Consider the following 16,950-nt stretch of genomic DNA (forward strand, 5'->3'; position numbering starts at 1 on the left):
AATGTCCAGGAAGTCGCGTAAGCAGGCGATCAAGTGGTTTAAAAGGTTATTGAAGTATGGATTGTTCTTTTATGCCTGTTATTGCGTAGCGGAATTTTATATTCGCAAAGAGCAATCGGCCGAGTCGGCGGCTATTCACCAGGCAAACGAGAAAGCCTGTCAGAACAAGTTGGCGAGCATGCAGCAAGTGCCGATATTAGGCGGCGCCTATGTAGATAAGACGTTGGTTCCTGAGTTTTACGTTGGCATGCCTGAGATGGTGAACAAGAAAGCGTGTCTGGCGATTGCTCTGAAGGGGCTTTTCTGGTGGACCGGGACGGGACTGCACCGGTACCAGAATCAGCGCACAGAGTCGATCCCCAAAAGTTGGCGGCTCTATAAATTGAACGCCGGACTTTTTACCAGGAAAGAAACCACCGAACCTCATGAGCGGGGTTATCGGCACGTCAACTGGCCGGATGAGTTGATTGTGAAACTAAAGAATTATCCGGGGCTGGAAGTTTGGCTTAACGCTCCGCCACCGCACTTCAAAAATGTGTCATCCGTACGAAATTTTGTCATTGCAGGTTGGCCGCGGCGAGACGGAACCCCTCGGCTGATCAAGTGTGACGGCTTGATTCGCCCGGCTTCCGAAGAGCAACTGACTGACAAAAAGCTGGCAAGTTTTGGTAGGGCTGAATTGGAGAATCTGGATTTCGGCAAGCTGAATTTCTTCTGCATGGTCAATCTGGATAACTTCGACTTCGCTGGAGGGCACGGTAGTGTAGGTCTTGGTCTGTCGTCATTACGCGAAGCACCTGAGATGCTCAAGTATCTCAGTGATTATCTTTCACGCTCTGTTATTACAAGGAAGTAACAATGAGTTATGTTTTCAGCGATATGGAAAAATCGGAAATTTTCAATGCGGCCAATAGTTGCAAAGGAATGACGTTAAATTCTGAGGGTGTGGAGTACATTGCATTGGAATTAGCAGGGGCAAGCTGCGCCCCCCTGTACCAAAAGCTATTCGACATTATTGGTGAAAAAGTTTCTGACGTTGCAGCTGCCGATAAAGAGGCTGGAGGAGTACTAAAAAACGCCAGACTCTGGCTTGCCGTGGCCATTGATGCCAACGGTGGAAACGGTGCCTACTCGGCCCTGATTCGTGGTTACACCTCGCGGCAAGGTGAACTCAGATTGAACAGGATCTTCAGCGAAGACCTGATGCAGCTTTCATCCAACCTGGTTGCCGTCCATTTCATCAATACCCTGATCAACGGATCTCTTGCCGGTCAATTGGCGCCGTGGACGGTTCCGTCAATCAGCCAGATCGCTGAAATCGACGCCAGCGCGATTGGCGAGGCACTGTTCAAGGAGGTTTGCGGGGAAGACGATACCGCCGTGAAACGCAATGCCGGTTGGTCTGGAACAGTCGGATTCAGCCTGCTGGGCGGTAAACCTCCCTATGAAACGTGGAGATTGATCTCTGCGGGCGACCCGGATGCGGAAGATGACGGCCCACCGACTCAGGCAAAAGCCAACCGGCTCGACGACTATAAAAACATTCTCTTCGCCATCGATGCCTACAGCGTCGGCCTGCGAGCGGCGATCAGCAATTTCGGCATCAATCCACTGCATAGTCTGCTCTCGGTCGTACCCGAGCAAATCAACATCGCGCTGGCCAGTGGCAGTGTGAATCCGCTGATTCAGCATGTAGTCAAAGGCACGCCCGTTGCCGCCGTGGTCGAGCTGATCTTGCGCTACGGCCAGAACGAATTTCTCGACATGTTCACGCGTACTTACGCTGGCGATTCTGCTGCCACACCCACCACTAACGAAACCTTCGTCAGCAACGCTTACGCATTCTTCTCGGCATTCTCCCCAGAGCAGTCACAAAGCATCGTCACCCGGACAATAGGCGAGTTCGGCAATGCCAATGCATGGGCAAAACTGGCAGGCGAGGCGACGCCGCTCGGTCTGGCGTTGCGCAACTCTTTGCAGCAACTCAGTGAAGTCGTCATAGAACGAGCCGATGGATATCCCGACCGCAACCTCGAGCTTTACGATCCGCACACTGGTGAAGGCTTTATCAGCGCACAGTGGCTGGCGGATCGTGCGCAGATGCTGGCGCGGTTGATTGCCCGAACCCAGGGCTCGTTCGCAGAGCATTCGCTGCAGAAGTATTCCTACTCCGACCTCGCATCAGGCAAACAGGCGCCGATGACCACCGGAGTGCTGAACCCGCTGGCCATGTTCGGTGACGACGGCGGGCGATCTTTCGCCGGTGGCGCAAATGCCGATCATCTGTATGGCGGCGAGGGCAAAGACTCCATCGATGGGATGGCCGGTCACGATGTCATTGAAGGTGGTCGCGGCAATGACTCGCTTACCGGAGGCGACGGCAATGATGCGCTGTACGGAATGGCCGGTGATGATGTTCTGATCGGAGGAAAGGGTAACGATTCCTTGAGCGGGGGCGAAGGCAACGACCGTTATCAGTTCGCCAGCGGCGATGGCCTCGACGAGATTCTTGATGCCAACGCCGATGGGCAACTGCGGATCAACGGCGCGCCGATTCCCCAACTCAAACGCCGCGCGCCTCTGAGTAATATCTGGTCTACCGAGGATCAGTCCATCACCCTGGCGCTTGTTGAAAACACCCTCAACATCAAATACGGCCAGGGCGATCTGGTGGTGATCAAAAACTTCCAGCCCGGGATGCTTGGCATCCGTCTCCCTGAATACGAAGGGCAACCGGTCACCGTCGCTGATCTGACCCTCCAGGGCGACTGGAAAGCCAAAGACGCCGATCCCACTGTCCCCGGTGATCAGCCCTCCTTTGATGAGCTGGGCAATGTGGTGCTGCTGCCCAAGGTCAAACAGCGCAACAAGGCCGACGTACTTTACGGTTCCGCCGCAGACGACGTCATTCTTGGCATGGGCGGTTCTGATCGATTGTTCGGCAAGGCTGGAGACGATCGGTTATTCGGCGACAAGCAGACGACAATCGAAAAGGCCATGGCCGACGGTGACGCCAAAGGCAAGGCAAATCGCGGAGACTGGCTCGACGGCGGACAAGGTGACGATTTGCTTATCGGTACGGCATCGCGAGACGTTCTGCTCGGTGGCAATGACCGGGATACCTTGATCGGCGGTGCTGGTGACGATGTCTTGTCAGGAGACGAAACCACCGGTGCGCTGGAACAAGGTTGGTCGGTCAAGCGCGCTGCCGTCACGATTGCTCGCGGTGTGACCAGTCACCGAGCGGTCTATTCAAAGGCCTCGATAAACAGTGCGCCCGAGGGCGGTAGTGACGTGCTGTACGGGCAGGGCGGCAAGGACATTATCAACGGCGGCTGGGGTGAGGACCTGCTTGACGGCGGCGCTGACGACGATTTTCTCAAAGGCGATCAAGGTAACGACACCCTGGCCGGTGGCAGCGGCGACGACGTGATACTTGGCGACAACCTCGATTGGGGCGGTGGCCTGCCCAGCAGACACCATGGCAACGATGTGCTGGACGGCGGCAGTGGTGATGATTCACTCGCCGGTAACGGTGGCAGCGACGCTTTGTATGGCGGCCCTGGCAACGACATTTTGCAGGGTGATGACGGCGTACTGGACGGCGTCGAAGGCGATGCCGCGCATTTTTTTGGCGATGATCTGCTGGACGGTGGCCTCGGCGATGACACGCTCTGGGGCGGCGGTGGCGATGACTTGCTCTTCGGCGGCGAAGGCCATGACGATCTGATTGGCGATAGCTCTGAGCATCCGGTTCGCTATCACGGTAACGACTTCCTTGATGGCGGTGCGGGGGATGACACCCTGCGAGGCATGGGTGGCGCGGATACGCTGTTGGGGGGTGCAGGCGCTGATTTCCTGGATGGCGACGTATCTGACCTGCAACCGGGCGGAAGCAACAATGACGTGCTACAGGGCGGTGAAGGAAACGATACGCTACAGGGTGGCTTCGGTGCCGACACCCTGTACGGCGGCGCGGGTGACGACATATTGGCCGGCGATTACGAAAACAGCGCTGAGGCCGAGCAGAATGCCGATTATCTGGACGGTGGCTCAGGTAACGACACGTTGCTCGGTGGCGTCGGCAACGACACATTGCTGGGTGGAGAGGGAACGGACTACCTGCGCGGCGATTCCGGTGACAACGTGTTTGATGGCGGTCCCGGTGCTGACGTGCTGGATGGCATGGATGGCGCCGACATCTACTATTTCGGCGCTGGCGACGGCCTGGATATCGTCACCGATGCCGGCGGCCGCAACATCATCAGGTTCGGTGCAGGGTTTTCCGCGCAAAGCCTGAAGGCCGACGTCATCGAAGTTACCGTCGGCACGGTGTTGCGACTGGCCAATGGCACGGGCGACGCGATACTCATAAAGAATCACGAGAAGTGGAAGGACTCCACATTCAGTTTCAGCGACGGCGTAATACTTGATTACGCAGATGTCCTGCGCAAAACACTGCCACCGATAGAGATGTCTGAGTCATCCGTAGCGGAAGTTGTAATTGCCACAGTAACCCAGGAAAACAAAGGTGAGGTTCAGGTCCAACCAGACGATGTAACCACAACGGCGCAGCGCCCAGTGGCATCTGTTCAAGCGGTTTACTGGACCGATGAATTCCTCGCGCAAATCAAGTCAAAGCGCTCCGCCCGCAGACACGCCACAGGTTTTACCTTGAATGAGCAAGGCGTCTGGGTTCGCAGTCATATCACTACCAGCGACACTGGTTACGACACTCTCACTGAACTGATCGAAGACACCGTCCAACCAGGATCACTGTCTGAAACGCCGCCATGGATGAAGGCGGATGCAGGGCAAGCCGTGTTCAGTGAAAGGCAGTCGAACACCACAACCCGTGTCGAACACAAACAGGTGAAAGCCCAGGGAGCGATAGCCTCCTCAGGCTTGGCGCCTCGCTATTATCGATCCGGCTCGGCCAACGGGTTTTCATTCAATACGAGCGATGTATTGGTTGAAGACCGAAAGGAATCCGGCGCGCTTGAAGGCTGGTACGTCTATCCGGCGGCAAGCTTCAGTTCGGGCGCAACAGTGCCCAAGGCGTTTCGCTGGGATGTCACAACTGAAACGATCAAACGCAAAATCGTCCATGGCAATGATGCCGGCGGGCGAGTCAACGTTGAAGTGGAAAACGTTTTCCACGGCGGCGCGGGAGACGATCTGATCGTCGCTTATGCAGGCTCCCCACTTGACTACGGTACTGTCGGTGACAGAACGCCGGGCGCGTTTTTATCCGCAGGTGCGGGTGACGATACCTTGCTGGGCTCCGAGGGCGCCGACTATCTGCTCAGCGGCTCGGGTGATGACTGGCTCTACGGCGAAGACGGCGCCGACACCTACATCGTGCAAGCGCATGCCGGAGCAACCACCACGATTGCGGACGTGCTGAATCCTGTTTTCCACCGAGCAGAAATTGGCGTAGCGGGTTGGAAAGATGAGTACGGATTGATTGATCAGGACACGGTCGTCCTTCCAGCAGGCGCGCGGCGCGATGCACTGCAATTGAGCTGGGGTGCTGCGCTGATAGAGACCACCCATGTCGAGCTGGAGCCCAACCCGGATCGCGGGGCTTACCGCAATCCGCCGAGAGCGAAAATGCTCCATTCGACGCTCGATATCCAATGGGGTGGGACGCAGAAAGTCCGCATCGTCTTGCCCCATAACGGTGAACTTGCGGGCGCAGGTATTGAGCTCGTAAAGTTCGCCGATGGGTCGGTCGCAAGTTTGAAGCAGCTCCTGGAATCGAGTCAGTTGGGACCTGCGCCCGAGACTTTTCGTACGGGTGTCATCGTCAACCATCCCATCCGTTCAACTTCCTCGCGAGACGGACGAGCGCTGCCAATCGTAGGCGGTCGTGGCAACGACACCATAAGCGGCGCGGGGGAGATCCGAGGCATGCACGGCGACGACGTGCTCATGGGCGGCCCCGGTGATGATCTGCTGCTGGGTGGGCCAGGCAATGACACGCTGGCGGGCGGCGATGGAAATGATCTCTACCGATACGAGGGCCTCGGCAGAGACGTGATCATCAACAACGGAGGCGGCCTGGACGGGATCGATTTTTCCGAGCGCATGCTGACGATCGACAACCTCAAGTTTCATCGTGAGCGCGATGATCTGGTGATCGTGGTCGATTACGGCATGGCACCGAAAATCAGGGTTTCCAGGCATTTTGCCGCAGGCAAAAACGCTATCGGCTTCATAAGAGTCAGCGAAGGAACAACCACTCAAGACTACAGCGCGACGCAAATTGCCGAACGTCTGCACCCGCTTCCGCCACTGAGGGATGTCGAGGATATTTTGATAAAGGGCGACGATGAAGCGCAGCGGGCGATGATGGAAATAATCGAGTTCTACGAACTGAATGTCTGAGTAACAAGACGACCGATTGAGCCGGCCCGCGATGGAAATCCTGTTGCCATCGCGGGCCACGCGTCACCTCAATACTGGGTCAGATCCGCCAACGGATGCCGCCCCTCCCAGACTTTATGAAAGTGCGCCTCGACCACCGCATCCGGCACGTTATTGATATCCGGCCAGTGCCAGTGCGGCTTCTGATCCTTGTCGATCAAACGCGCGCGCACGCCTTCGCTGAATTCCGGGTGGCGGCAGCAATTGAGGCTCAGGGTGTATTCCATCTGGAATACTTCGGCCAGCGACATGTGCCGCGCGCGGCTGATCTGTTCCCAGACCAGATGCGCGGTCAGCGGCGAGCCCTCGGTCATGGTTTTCGCCGCACGGGCAATCAACGGATCGCTGCTGTCGCGGTGCAGGCTGATGGCTTTCCACGCACAGGTGACGTCGCTGACGTCGAGCAATTCGTCGATCTGCTGGCGACGCGGCAGCCACTGCGCTTCGGGCATTTGTTCAAGAGCCTCCTGCTGCAGGGCCTTGAGCAAGCTGTTGAGCTGCATCGCGGTCTGTTCCTGCCAGTTCAATTGCATCAGGCCTTCGATCAATTGCGGTTGCTGTTCGTCGAGCAGGAAACGGTCGGCCAGATCCAGATCCAGCGCATCCCGGCCGTTGATGTGCGCGCCGGTCAGGCCGAGAAACAAGCCAAGCTTGCCCGGCAATCGGGCGAGAAACCAACTGGCGCCGACGTCCGGATACAGTCCAATAGTGATTTCCGGCATCGCCAGACGGCTACTCGGCGTGACGATCCGCGTGCTCGCGCCCTGCAACAGGCCCATGCCGCCGCCAAGCACGTAACCGTGACCCCAGCAGATCAGCGGTTTCGGATAGGTATGCAGGCTGTAATCGAGGCGATATTCCGCGCTGAAAAATTGCGCGGCCAGCGGCGGCACTTCGCCGGGGTGAGCGCGGCAGGCTTCGACCAGGCTGCGCACCTCGCCACCGGCGCAGAAGGCTTTGCCGCCGTTACCGCGTAGCAGTACGCAGACGATTTGCGGGTCATTGGCCCAGGCGTTCAATTTGTCGCTGAGCGCATTGATCATCGGTAGGGAGAGTGCGTTCAGCGATTTTTCGGCATCCAGGCTGGCGATGCCGATGCGGGCGCCGTCGGTGCCGGTGAGTTCTTCGAAGTGCAGATTCATCGTGACCTCGATCAGGAATTTGAGCGATCAGTATGATCGCTGTGGGGGAAAGTGCCGGATCTGCGTCAGATCAATTGACAAGCGTGGTCGGCTTTCCTAGGGTTCGCCCCATTGTTTTTGCCGGAAATGACCATGACTGCTGACGACCGTATCAAACTCGAACCGAGCTGGAAGGAGGCACTGCGTGCTGAGTTCGACCAGCCTTACATGGCAGAGTTGCGCAGCTTTCTGCAGCAGGAGCGGGCGGCCGGCAAGGAGATCTATCCGCCGGGACCGATGATTTTCAATGCGCTGAATTCGACACCGCTGGACCAGGTGAAAGTGGTGATCCTCGGCCAGGACCCGTACCACGGTCCGGGCCAGGCCCACGGTTTGTGCTTCTCGGTGCAACCGGGCGTGCCGGCGCCGCCGTCGCTGGTCAACATCTATAAAGAGTTGAAACGCGACCTCAATATCGACATTCCCAACCACGGCTACCTGCAGAGCTGGGCCGAACAGGGCGTGCTGCTGCTCAACACCACCATGACCGTCGAGCGCGCCAACGCCAACGCGCACAAGGACAAGGGCTGGCAACACTTCACCGACCGCATCATTGAGGTGGTCAGCGAACGGCAGCCGCATCTGGTGTTCATGCTCTGGGGCGCCCATGCGCAGAGTAAGCAGAAACTGATAGACGCGACCAAGCACCTGGTGCTGACCTCGGTGCATCCGTCGCCGTTGTCGGCCTATCGCGGGTTTTTGGGCTGTGGGCATTTCAGCCGGACCAACAAGTTTCTCGAACAGAATGGCGAAACCCCGATCGACTGGCGCTTGCCACCGATTTGATGTGTCGACCGGGTTGGCTTCTTCGCGAGCAGGCTCGCTCCCACAGGAAATGTGTGCAAGCCACAAACCCCCTGTGGGAGCGAGCCTGCTCGCGAAAAGAGCAACTCGATCTCGCAGACTTAGGCGGGATGACGATTCCAATACCTGAACAACGGCTCTGCCAGAAACAGCACAAACAACAGCCGCATCACCTGCATCGCCGTCACCAGCGGCACCGACAATTGCAGGGTCTCCGCCGTCAGACTCATTTCGGCAATCCCGCCCGGCATCATGCCCAGGGTCAGCGAACGCAGATCCAGATGGGTCAGCGCACTCAAGCCCAGCGCCGCCAGCGACGCGATCAACATGGTCAGCGCCGTGCCGATCAACGTCCGGCCCATGAACGACGGCGCGCGGCGGAAGAACTGCCGATTGAAGTGACAGCCCAGACCGCTGCCGATCAGCCATTGGCCGATCTGACTGCCGCCATTGGGCAAACCGATGTGCAGATCCCAAGTGATGCTGACCGCCGCACTGACCAGCAACGGCCCGAACAACCATGGATTGGGTTGGCGCAAACGCTGCCAGATCCAGGCGAGCAGGGCGCCCGCCGGAAACAGAATCGCCAGCCAGCGCCAATCGACACTGCCGGCGTGAGAAATCGGCGTGCCGTCACCGAGCAGATACTTGAACGCCGCCGGCACGCACAACACCACCACCAACACCCGTAGACTCTGCCCGGCCGCGACATGGCTGAGCAGTGCGCCGTTGCGCGCGCCGAGGTTGACCATCTCCCCGGAACCACCGGGCATGCTCGAGAAAAATGCCGTGGCACGGTCCTCGCCGGTGCGGCGCATCAGCCACACGCCGACTACCGCCGACAGACTGGTGACCAATGCACCGAAGAAGATCAAACCGAAATGACTGAGCACCTGTTCCATCACCAGCGGGGTGAAGTGCAGGCCGATACCGATGCCGACGATCCACTGGCCGCATTTGCGCCCGCCAGGGATTTCCGCCAGTTGCCACGGCGTCAGGCAGCGCACCAGGATGATCGCCAGCAACGAGCCGACCATCCACGGTAGCGGCCAGCCGATCTGGCTGGCGATGAAACCGCCAAGCAGACCGACCAGCGGGGTACCCCACCAGGCTTTGAGGGACAAGCGATCAGACATCGGCGATGACGCGCCGTGCCGCCGAACGTTTGCGCCAGATGCGAATCAGCGGCATCAGCAGCATGATCGCGGTGAGGATCCAGCAACCGAAGGTGATCGGACTCGACCAGAGAATCTCCAGCGCGCCATTGGAGATCGACAGGGCGCGGCGCAGGTTCTGCTCCATCAGGCCACCGAGGATGAAGCCCAGCAGCAGCGGCGACAGCGGGAAATCCAGCTTGCGCAGGATGTAACCGAAGATGCCGATACCGATCATCAGGAACAGATCGAAGGTGGTGGCGTGCACAGCGTAAACGCCAATCCCGGTGATGATCGCGATGATCGGCACCAGCGCCCAGTTCGGCACGGCGAGGATGCGGGTGAATACGCGGATCATTGGGATGTTGAGGATCACCAGCATGACGTTGGCGATGAACAACGATGCGATCAGGCCCCAGACGATGTCCGGTTGCTGTTGGAACAGCAGCGGGCCCGGGGTGATGTTGTACAGCGACAGCGCGCCGATCATCACTGCGGTGGTGCCCGAACCCGGCACGCCGAGGGTCAGCATCGGTACCAGTGCCCCGCACGCCGCGCCGCCGATAGCGGTTTCCGGCGCGGCCAGACCACGGGGATCGCCTTCACCGAATTTGCCGCTGGTGCCGGCGATACGCTTCTCGGTCATGTAGGCCACGGCACTGGCGAGCGTTGCGCCGGCACCCGGCAGCACGCCCATGATGAACCCGAGCACGCCGCAGCGGACGTTGACGACGAACACCGACGCCGCTTCCTTGAAGTTGAACATCATCCGGCCGGTGGCTTTCACCGCTTCCTGGCCGTGGTGGGTTTTTTCCAGCAGCAGAAGGATTTCACTGATGGAAAACAGACCCAGCACCAGCACGACGAACTGGATGCCGTCGGTCAGATGAATGTTGTCGCCGGTGAAACGGTACACGCCGCTGTTGGCATCGATGCCGACGGTGGAAAGGAGCAGACCGATCAGCGCGGCAATAAAGGTCTTCAGCGGTCGATCACCGGCCATGCCGCCGAGACAGACAATCGCGAACACCATCAACACGAAGTACTCCGCCGGTCCGAACGCAATTGCCCATTTCGCCAGCAACGGCGCAAACAGCACCATGCCGCAAGTTGCAATGAACGCGCCGATGAACGAACTCCACGCCGACAGCGACAGTGCCACACCGGCCATACCTTTGCGGGCCATCGGGTAGCCGTCGAGGGTGGTCATGACGGTGGAAGCTTCGCCTGGAATGTTCAGCAGGATCGAGCTGATTCGCCCGCCGTATTCGCAGCCGAGATAGACGGCTGCCAGCAGGATCAGCGCCGACTCCGGCGGCAGACCGAGTGCGAACGCGATCGGGATCAGCAGCGCTACACCGTTGATCGGGCCCAGGCCCGGCAACAGGCCGACGACGGTGCCGATGAGGGTGCCGCACAGTGCGGTCACCAGGTTGTACGGGCTCAGCGCGACGCCGAAGCCCTGACCCAAATAGCCAAGGGTATCCATATCAGTTCTCCAGGACGCTGAGCAGGCCGAGGGGCAGCGGAACATCCATCAAGCGATCGAACAGCAGATAGAGACCAACCGCCATCAGGCTGATGATCACCACGCTCGGCAGCCAGCGACCGCCGTAGAGACGGGCCATCGGTACGCCGGTAAGAATGCTGGCAACGATGAAACCCAGGGGTTCGAAGGTGCCGGCGAACACCAGCAACAGCGCGACGCAGATAGCGATCTTGGTCAGGGTTTCGCGATCCAGCGGCGGCTCGTCTTCACTGTGTTTGATCGGTGCCGGACGAAACACCATGTACAGCAGCGCCAGGCCCATCAGGCCGAGCATCAGCAGCGGGAAGGCGCGCGGGCCGACCGGTTCGTAGGAAAAGGCCGCTTGGTACGGCCACGCCATCAGTGCCAGGCCGGCACACACCAGCAGCAACACCGAGGCGAAAATGCGTTGAATTAGCATGGGAGCTCCTGTGCTGCGTCCCCGCGTAGGAGACGCAGCCACTAGACAGAGACGATCACTGGATCAGGCCGAACTCTTTGGCCAGCACTTTGTAGTCGGCGACCTGCTTCTTCACGTAGGTGTCCAGTTCCGGGCCGGTCATGGCGAACGGGAACAGCTCACGCTGATCACGCAGCTTGGCGAACTCGTCGGAAGCCAGCAGTTTGTCGAACGCATCTTTCCACCAGGCGTAGTCTTCGTCGCTGACTTTTGGCCCGAGGTAGAAGCCACGCACCACCGGCCAGACGATGTCATAGCCTTGCTCGCGAGCGGTCGGGATGTCCTTCATCTCCGGCTCGTCGAGACGCTTGTCGGCGAACACTGCGAGAAGGCGCATGTCACCGCTCTGGATGTGCGGCATGGAGTCGGAGATGTCGGTACTGCCGACCTGAATGTGACCACCGAGCAGGGCCGTGGCGATTTCACCGCCGCCTTCGAGTGCCACGTAACGCAGCTCGCGCGGGTTGATCCCGGCAGCCTTGGCGATCAGTGCGGTCTGCATCCAGTCCTGGCTGCCGACGGTGCCGCCGGAGCCGATGACTACCGAGCCTGGATCTTTCTTCAGGGCTTGAACGAGATCGTCGAGAGTCTTGTAGGGCGAATCGCTTTTCACTGCGATGGCGCCGTAGCTGGTGCCAACCGCCGCGAGCCAGCGCACGTTGGTTTCATCGAAGCGCCCGAACTTGCCCTGGGCCAGGTTCAAGAGCGAACCGCTCGACCACGCGACCAGCGTGCCGGCGTCCGCCGGACGTTGCGCGACCACCGCGTTATACGCCACCGCGCCGACACCGCCGGGCATGTAGGTCACGCGCATCGGCTTGCTCAGCAGCTTCTGGTTGACCAGTGCGCTCTGCACCAGTTTGCAGGTCAGGTCGAAACCGCCGCCGGGGGAGGCCGGGGCGATGCATTCCGGACGTTTCGGCTCGGCCATGAGTTGGCCGGCAAACAGCATCGCGCCAGCGGCGAGAGCAACTTTACGCAGTGATACGTTCATTTGAGTCTCCAGAGGAGTTGTTGTTATGGATGGACTGAATGACCAGAGAGCAGCGCGAAAGCTTAGCGGCAGGCGCAGTTTTTTCGCGGCGCGAGCGCACCGACTGAAACAACGGAGGGGAAACAGGACTGCGGTGAGAAACCGACAGTGCAAGGGTGGAATCGAGCAAGGCGAGCAGGCATTACAGCCTCGGTGCGCATGGACGGCATGCTGGGGTACTCCGTTATTGTTCTTATGAGTCGAAAACGCTTCGTGGCGTTTTTCGTTGCGCTGTGTGGCGGCAGCGGCGACAGTCGAAACTGTCCGTGGGCCGACTCTAACCGGCTAACCTTTCAACAACCTTTCAGTTGTCTTTCACGGTTTTCGGGCTTCACAGCGGCGGTTGCGGCTGTAAACTCCGCGGCAAAGCGCGGCGTCGGCCAACCCTGAACGAGGTACAAATCCATGCGTGTCCTGCTCGTCGAAGACCATTTGCAACTGGCCGAAAGCGTGGCTCAGGCGCTCAAGAGCACCGGTCTGACCGTGGATGTGTTGCACGATGGCGTGGCCGCTGACCTGGCCTTGGGCAGCGAGGAATACGCCGTGGCGATCCTCGATGTCGGCCTGCCGCGCATGGACGGTTTCGAGGTGCTGGCGCGGCTGCGCGCTCGCGGCAAGAACCTGCCGGTGTTGATGCTGACCGCGCGCAGCGACGTGAAAGATCGCGTGCATGGGCTCAATCTCGGTGCTGACGATTACCTGGCCAAACCGTTCGAACTCACCGAGCTGGAGGCGCGGGTCAAAGCCCTGTTGCGCCGCAGTGTCCTGGGCGGCGAGCGTCAGCAGCGCTGTGGCGTGCTGGCTTACGACCTCGATACGCGGCGCTTCACCCTCGGCGAAGAACTGCTGACCCTGACTTCGCGCGAGCAAGCCGTTCTCGAAGCGTTGATCGCGCGACCGGGGCGGGTGATGAGCAAAGAGCAACTGGCCGCGCAGGTATTCGGCCTCGACGAAGAAGCCAGTCCCGACGCCATCGAAATCTACGTGCACCGCTTGCGCAAGAAACTCGACGGTCAGCCCGTGGCCATCGTGACCTTCCGTGGCCTCGGCTATCTGCTGGAAAGCCGTGATGCATAAGCCCAGCAGCCTGCGCTGGCGCTTGCTGTGGAACCTCGGATGGTTGTTGGTGGTGCTGATGCTCGCCAGTGGCTTGAGCGCTTACTGGAACGGTCGCGAAGCTGCCGATACCGCCTATGACCGCACGCTGCTGGCCTCGGCACGGACTATCGCGGCGGGATTGTCGCAGCGCGATGGCAGCCTCAGCGCCGACGTGCCTTACGTGGCGCTGGACACTTTCGCCTACGACAGCGCCGGGCGCATCTATTACCAGGTCAACGACATTCATCAGACGTTGATTTCCGGCTACGAAAATCTGCCCGGACCGCCGCCCGGCACGCCACGCACCGACAGCTATCCGGCGCTGGCACGTTTTTATAACGCGAAGTACAACGGGCAGAACGTACGCGTGGTCAGCCTGCTCAAAGCCGTGAGTGAGCCGAACATGAACGGCATGGCGGAAATCCGCGTGGCCGAAACCGACGAAGCGCGGGTCAGCATGGCGCGTAGCCTTGCCGCCGATACCTTGTTGCGTCTGGGCATGCTGGCCGTGGGCGCGTTGTTGCTGGTGTGGTTTGCAGTCAGCGCGGCGTTGCGCCCGCTGGAGCGGTTAAGAACCGCTGTTGAGGAACGCCAGCCCGACGACTTGCGGCCACTGCCACTGGTGGAAGTGCAGCATGAACTCGGGCCATTGGTTCGTGCACTCAACCATTTCACCGAGCGCCTGCGCGGCCAGTTCGAACGGCAAGCGCAGTTCATCGCCGATGCCGCTCACGAGTTGCGCACGCCGCTGGCGGCGCTGAAGGCGCGGCTGGAGCTGGGCCTGCGTTCAACCGAGGCCGAGACTTGGCGCTCCACCCTCGAATCGTCGGCACAAAGTACCGATCGCCTGACCCATCTGGCCAATCAACTGCTGTCGCTGGCCCGCGTTGAAAACGGTGCGCGGGCGATCGCCGAGGGCGGCGCGCAATTGCTCGATCTGAGTCAGCTGGCACGTGAACTGGGCATGGCCATGGCGCCGTTGGCGCACAAGCGCGGCGTGGCGCTGGCGCTGGAAGCGGACGAGCCGGTTTGGCTGCGCGGCGAACCGACCCTGCTTAATGAACTGCTGAGCAATCTGGTCGACAACGCGCTGGCGCATACGCCGCCGGGCGGCAATGTGATTTTGCGGGTGACGGCCCCGGCGGTGCTTGAGGTTGAGGACGACGGGCCGGGGATTCCGCTGCACGAGCGTGATCGGGTGTTCGAGCGATTTTACCGGCGTAATCAGCAGGTCGCCGGTTCAGGCCTGGGGTTGGCGATTGTCGGTGAGATCTGCCGCGCGCATCTGGCGCAGATCACTTTGCATGATGGTGAGCAGGCGGGATTGAAGGTGCGGGTCAGTTTTATTGCCGGGTGATGGTGGTGTCCTCTTCGCGAGCAGGCTCGCTCCCACTGCAGCGATGCATTTTCAATGTGGGAGCGAGCGTGCTTGCGAAAGCCGCGCCTCGGTCCCGGATCAGTAGAACATCGACCGCGATTCTTCCAGATCCGCGCAAAATTGCTTGTTCTCCGGGTCAATCCCCAGCTTTCTGAACGCCGGCACACTCAGCGGATCAATTCGCGCAAACGGATGATCGGTGCCCTTGCGGCAGTACAGGTTCGCGACTTGCACCACGTCCACGTAATCGATGCGGGCCGAGTCGCGTTTAAAATCCTCATAGAGCAACGGCAGTTGCACCAGGCGCTCGGGAAATTCCCAGACCCGCAGCAACTTTTCGCCCAGCACTGGATGAATTTTCTCGATCACATGGGTCAGGCTGACCGCATCCGAGAGCAGTTCATTGTGGTCTTCGGCGTAAGTCAGAATCGGCAACACGCCAATCTGATGCACCAGCCCGCCGAGTGCCGCCTGATCCGGCTTGAGCTGTGTGTGGCGACGACAGAGCGCATAGCTGACGCCGGCGATCTCCAGACTGCTGCGCCAGACTTCGCGCATCTTCTGTTCGACCACCTCGGAGCGGGCGTTGAAGATCTGCTCCATCACCAAACCGATCGCCAGGTTGCTGCTGTAGTTGATGCCCAAGCGGGTAATGGCGGTGTGCAGGTCGGTGACTTCCTGCGCGGCGCGCAGCAGCGGGCTGTTGACCACTTTGATCAGGCGCGCCGACAGCGCGGCGTCGCGACCGATGAACTTGCTCAGATCGCTGACGCTGACTTCCGGATCTTCGGCGGCCTTGCGAATTTGCAGGGCCACCTCCGGCAACGTTGGCAGAACCAGGTCATCGTTATCGATGGCCGCAGCCAAATCCTCTTGGACCTTTTCCGCCAGTTCGCTCATTTGGACTCTCTAGGGTCTTGCAACAATGCTGCGATCAGCGCTGGATTTCGCGGTCGCGATCCAGTTCGTAAGGCAGGTCGAGCACGTGCAACGCGGGGCCTTCGAGGGCGCCCAGACGCAAATCACCGGCTTCGGCAGCTTCGGCCTGCAACACGGCCAGGAGTTCAATGTTTCCCTCGGCATTGGCAGCCAGCACCACTTCGCCGATCGAGCTGTTGTGGCTGGGTGCGAACAGTTGAGTGCCGGGCTCCGGCAACTCGGCCGCGTCGAGACGCAAGCGGTACAGGCGCCGCTTGAGCTTGCCCAGGTACTGCATGCGCGCAACGATTTCCTGGCCGGTGTAGCAGCCTTTCTTGAAACTCACGCCGCCGACCGCCTGCAGATTGAGCATCTGCGGGATGAACAGCTCGCGGGTGGAAGGCATGACTTGACCGATACCGGCGCGGATCTGGCCCAGCAGCCATTGATTCAGCCCGCCCTCGGGCAGTGTGGTGGACAACTGGCTTTGGATGTTTTGCGCCTGAGCGGCGGGTACCCAGAGCTCGGCGCGATCGGGCGAAACGCGAATTGCGATCAGGCCTTCATTACGCACAACGCTGTCGGTTTCGCCAGGCAGTGCCAGACCGAAGCTGTTCAAGGCTGCGTCGCCATGTTCCAGACCGAAGCGCACCCAGGCGGCGCTTTCATCGGTCAGTTTCGATTTGGAGAACACTGCGTACTTTTTCAGGTCGGCCAGTTGCGGCTCGAGCAGCTCGCTGGCCATCGCCATCACCACGCCGTCACCTTCGAGCAGAATACGGAAGCTCGACTGCATCCGGCCTTTCTGCGTGCAGCGGGCGCCGAGGCTGGCGCGGGTGTCGCTCAGGTAATTGATATTGCAGGTCAACTGGCCTTGCAGGAATTTTCCGGCGTCCGCACCGCGAACCGCGAGTACGCCTTCATGAGACAGGGTGCAGAAAAAAGCAGAATCGGCCATGGGTCATCG

General features: G+C 59.9%; 12 protein-coding genes. 5 read left to right on the plus strand and 7 right to left on the minus strand.

Annotation, left to right across the window (positions count from 1 at the left end; all coding sequences use genetic code 11):
* Window position 1 precedes the first annotated feature (1 nt).
* Window positions 2–856: a hypothetical protein gene (locus AB4N53_RS26330; RefSeq protein WP_460124881.1), complete on the plus strand. Its 855-nt coding sequence runs from the start codon at window positions 2–4 to the stop codon at window positions 854–856.
* 2 nt (window positions 857–858) lie between these two features.
* Window positions 859–6,390, plus strand: coding sequence for a calcium-binding protein (locus AB4N53_RS26335; RefSeq protein ID WP_460124884.1), 5,532 nt, complete (start codon window positions 859–861; stop codon window positions 6,388–6,390).
* A 68-nt stretch (window positions 6,391–6,458) separates the two neighbouring features.
* Here the strand turns inward: AB4N53_RS26335 and AB4N53_RS26340 are convergent, their stop codons facing one another.
* Window positions 6,459–7,571 (minus strand): enoyl-CoA hydratase/isomerase family protein, encoded by a 1,113-nt coding sequence (locus AB4N53_RS26340; protein WP_460124887.1) that lies wholly within the window; start codon window positions 7,569–7,571, stop codon window positions 6,459–6,461.
* A 132-nt stretch (window positions 7,572–7,703) separates the two neighbouring features.
* Here AB4N53_RS26340 and ung point away from each other — a divergent pair, with 132 nt between their 5' ends.
* Window positions 7,704–8,396 (plus strand): uracil-DNA glycosylase, encoded by a 693-nt coding sequence (gene ung / locus AB4N53_RS26345; RefSeq protein WP_460124890.1) that lies wholly within the window; start codon window positions 7,704–7,706, stop codon window positions 8,394–8,396.
* Window positions 8,397–8,515: 119 nt separating this feature from the next.
* On the opposite strand, the gene AB4N53_RS26350 is transcribed toward ung, so the two are convergent.
* From AB4N53_RS26350 to AB4N53_RS26365, 4 genes are read right to left on the minus strand one after another with little or no spacing between them, the layout of a single operon-like run.
* A complete protein-coding gene (locus AB4N53_RS26350) occupies window positions 8,516–9,550 on the minus strand; it encodes an AbrB family transcriptional regulator (RefSeq protein ID WP_460124893.1) in 1,035 nt (344 codons plus the stop codon).
* Window positions 9,543–11,057, minus strand: a complete 1,515-nt coding sequence (locus AB4N53_RS26355; RefSeq protein ID WP_460124896.1) for a tripartite tricarboxylate transporter permease — start codon at window positions 11,055–11,057, stop codon at window positions 9,543–9,545. The genes AB4N53_RS26350 and AB4N53_RS26355 overlap by 8 nt, the downstream gene beginning before the upstream one ends.
* Before the next feature lies 1 nt (window position 11,058).
* Window positions 11,059–11,517 (minus strand): tripartite tricarboxylate transporter TctB family protein, encoded by a 459-nt coding sequence (locus AB4N53_RS26360; RefSeq protein ID WP_415763400.1) that lies wholly within the window; start codon window positions 11,515–11,517, stop codon window positions 11,059–11,061.
* 55 nt (window positions 11,518–11,572) lie between these two features.
* Window positions 11,573–12,550, minus strand: a complete 978-nt coding sequence (locus AB4N53_RS26365) for a Bug family tripartite tricarboxylate transporter substrate binding protein (protein WP_129998891.1) — start codon at window positions 12,548–12,550, stop codon at window positions 11,573–11,575.
* A gap of 444 nt (window positions 12,551–12,994) precedes the next feature.
* On the opposite strand from AB4N53_RS26365, the gene AB4N53_RS26370 reads away from it, so the two are divergent.
* Together AB4N53_RS26370 and AB4N53_RS26375 are read left to right on the plus strand one after the other, a co-directional pair.
* On the plus strand, window positions 12,995–13,666 hold the full coding sequence (locus AB4N53_RS26370) for a response regulator (RefSeq protein ID WP_034153139.1): 672 nt from the start codon (window positions 12,995–12,997) through the stop codon (window positions 13,664–13,666).
* A complete protein-coding gene (locus AB4N53_RS26375) occupies window positions 13,659–15,044 on the plus strand; it encodes a sensor histidine kinase (RefSeq protein ID WP_460124901.1) in 1,386 nt (461 codons plus the stop codon). The genes AB4N53_RS26370 and AB4N53_RS26375 overlap by 8 nt, the downstream gene beginning before the upstream one ends.
* A gap of 99 nt (window positions 15,045–15,143) precedes the next feature.
* Here the strand turns inward: AB4N53_RS26375 and AB4N53_RS26380 are convergent, their stop codons facing one another.
* Both AB4N53_RS26380 and ygfZ read right to left on the minus strand, forming a co-directional pair.
* Window positions 15,144–15,965: an HDOD domain-containing protein gene (locus tag AB4N53_RS26380; RefSeq protein ID WP_460124904.1), complete on the minus strand. Its 822-nt coding sequence runs from the start codon at window positions 15,963–15,965 to the stop codon at window positions 15,144–15,146.
* 34 nt (window positions 15,966–15,999) lie between these two features.
* Entirely contained in the window at window positions 16,000–16,941 is a 942-nt protein-coding gene (gene ygfZ / locus AB4N53_RS26385; RefSeq protein ID WP_460124907.1) for a CAF17-like 4Fe-4S cluster assembly/insertion protein YgfZ, read from the minus strand.
* Window positions 16,942–16,950 lie beyond the last annotated feature (9 nt).

This window comes from Pseudomonas sp. H3_E04 (assembly GCF_054668915.1).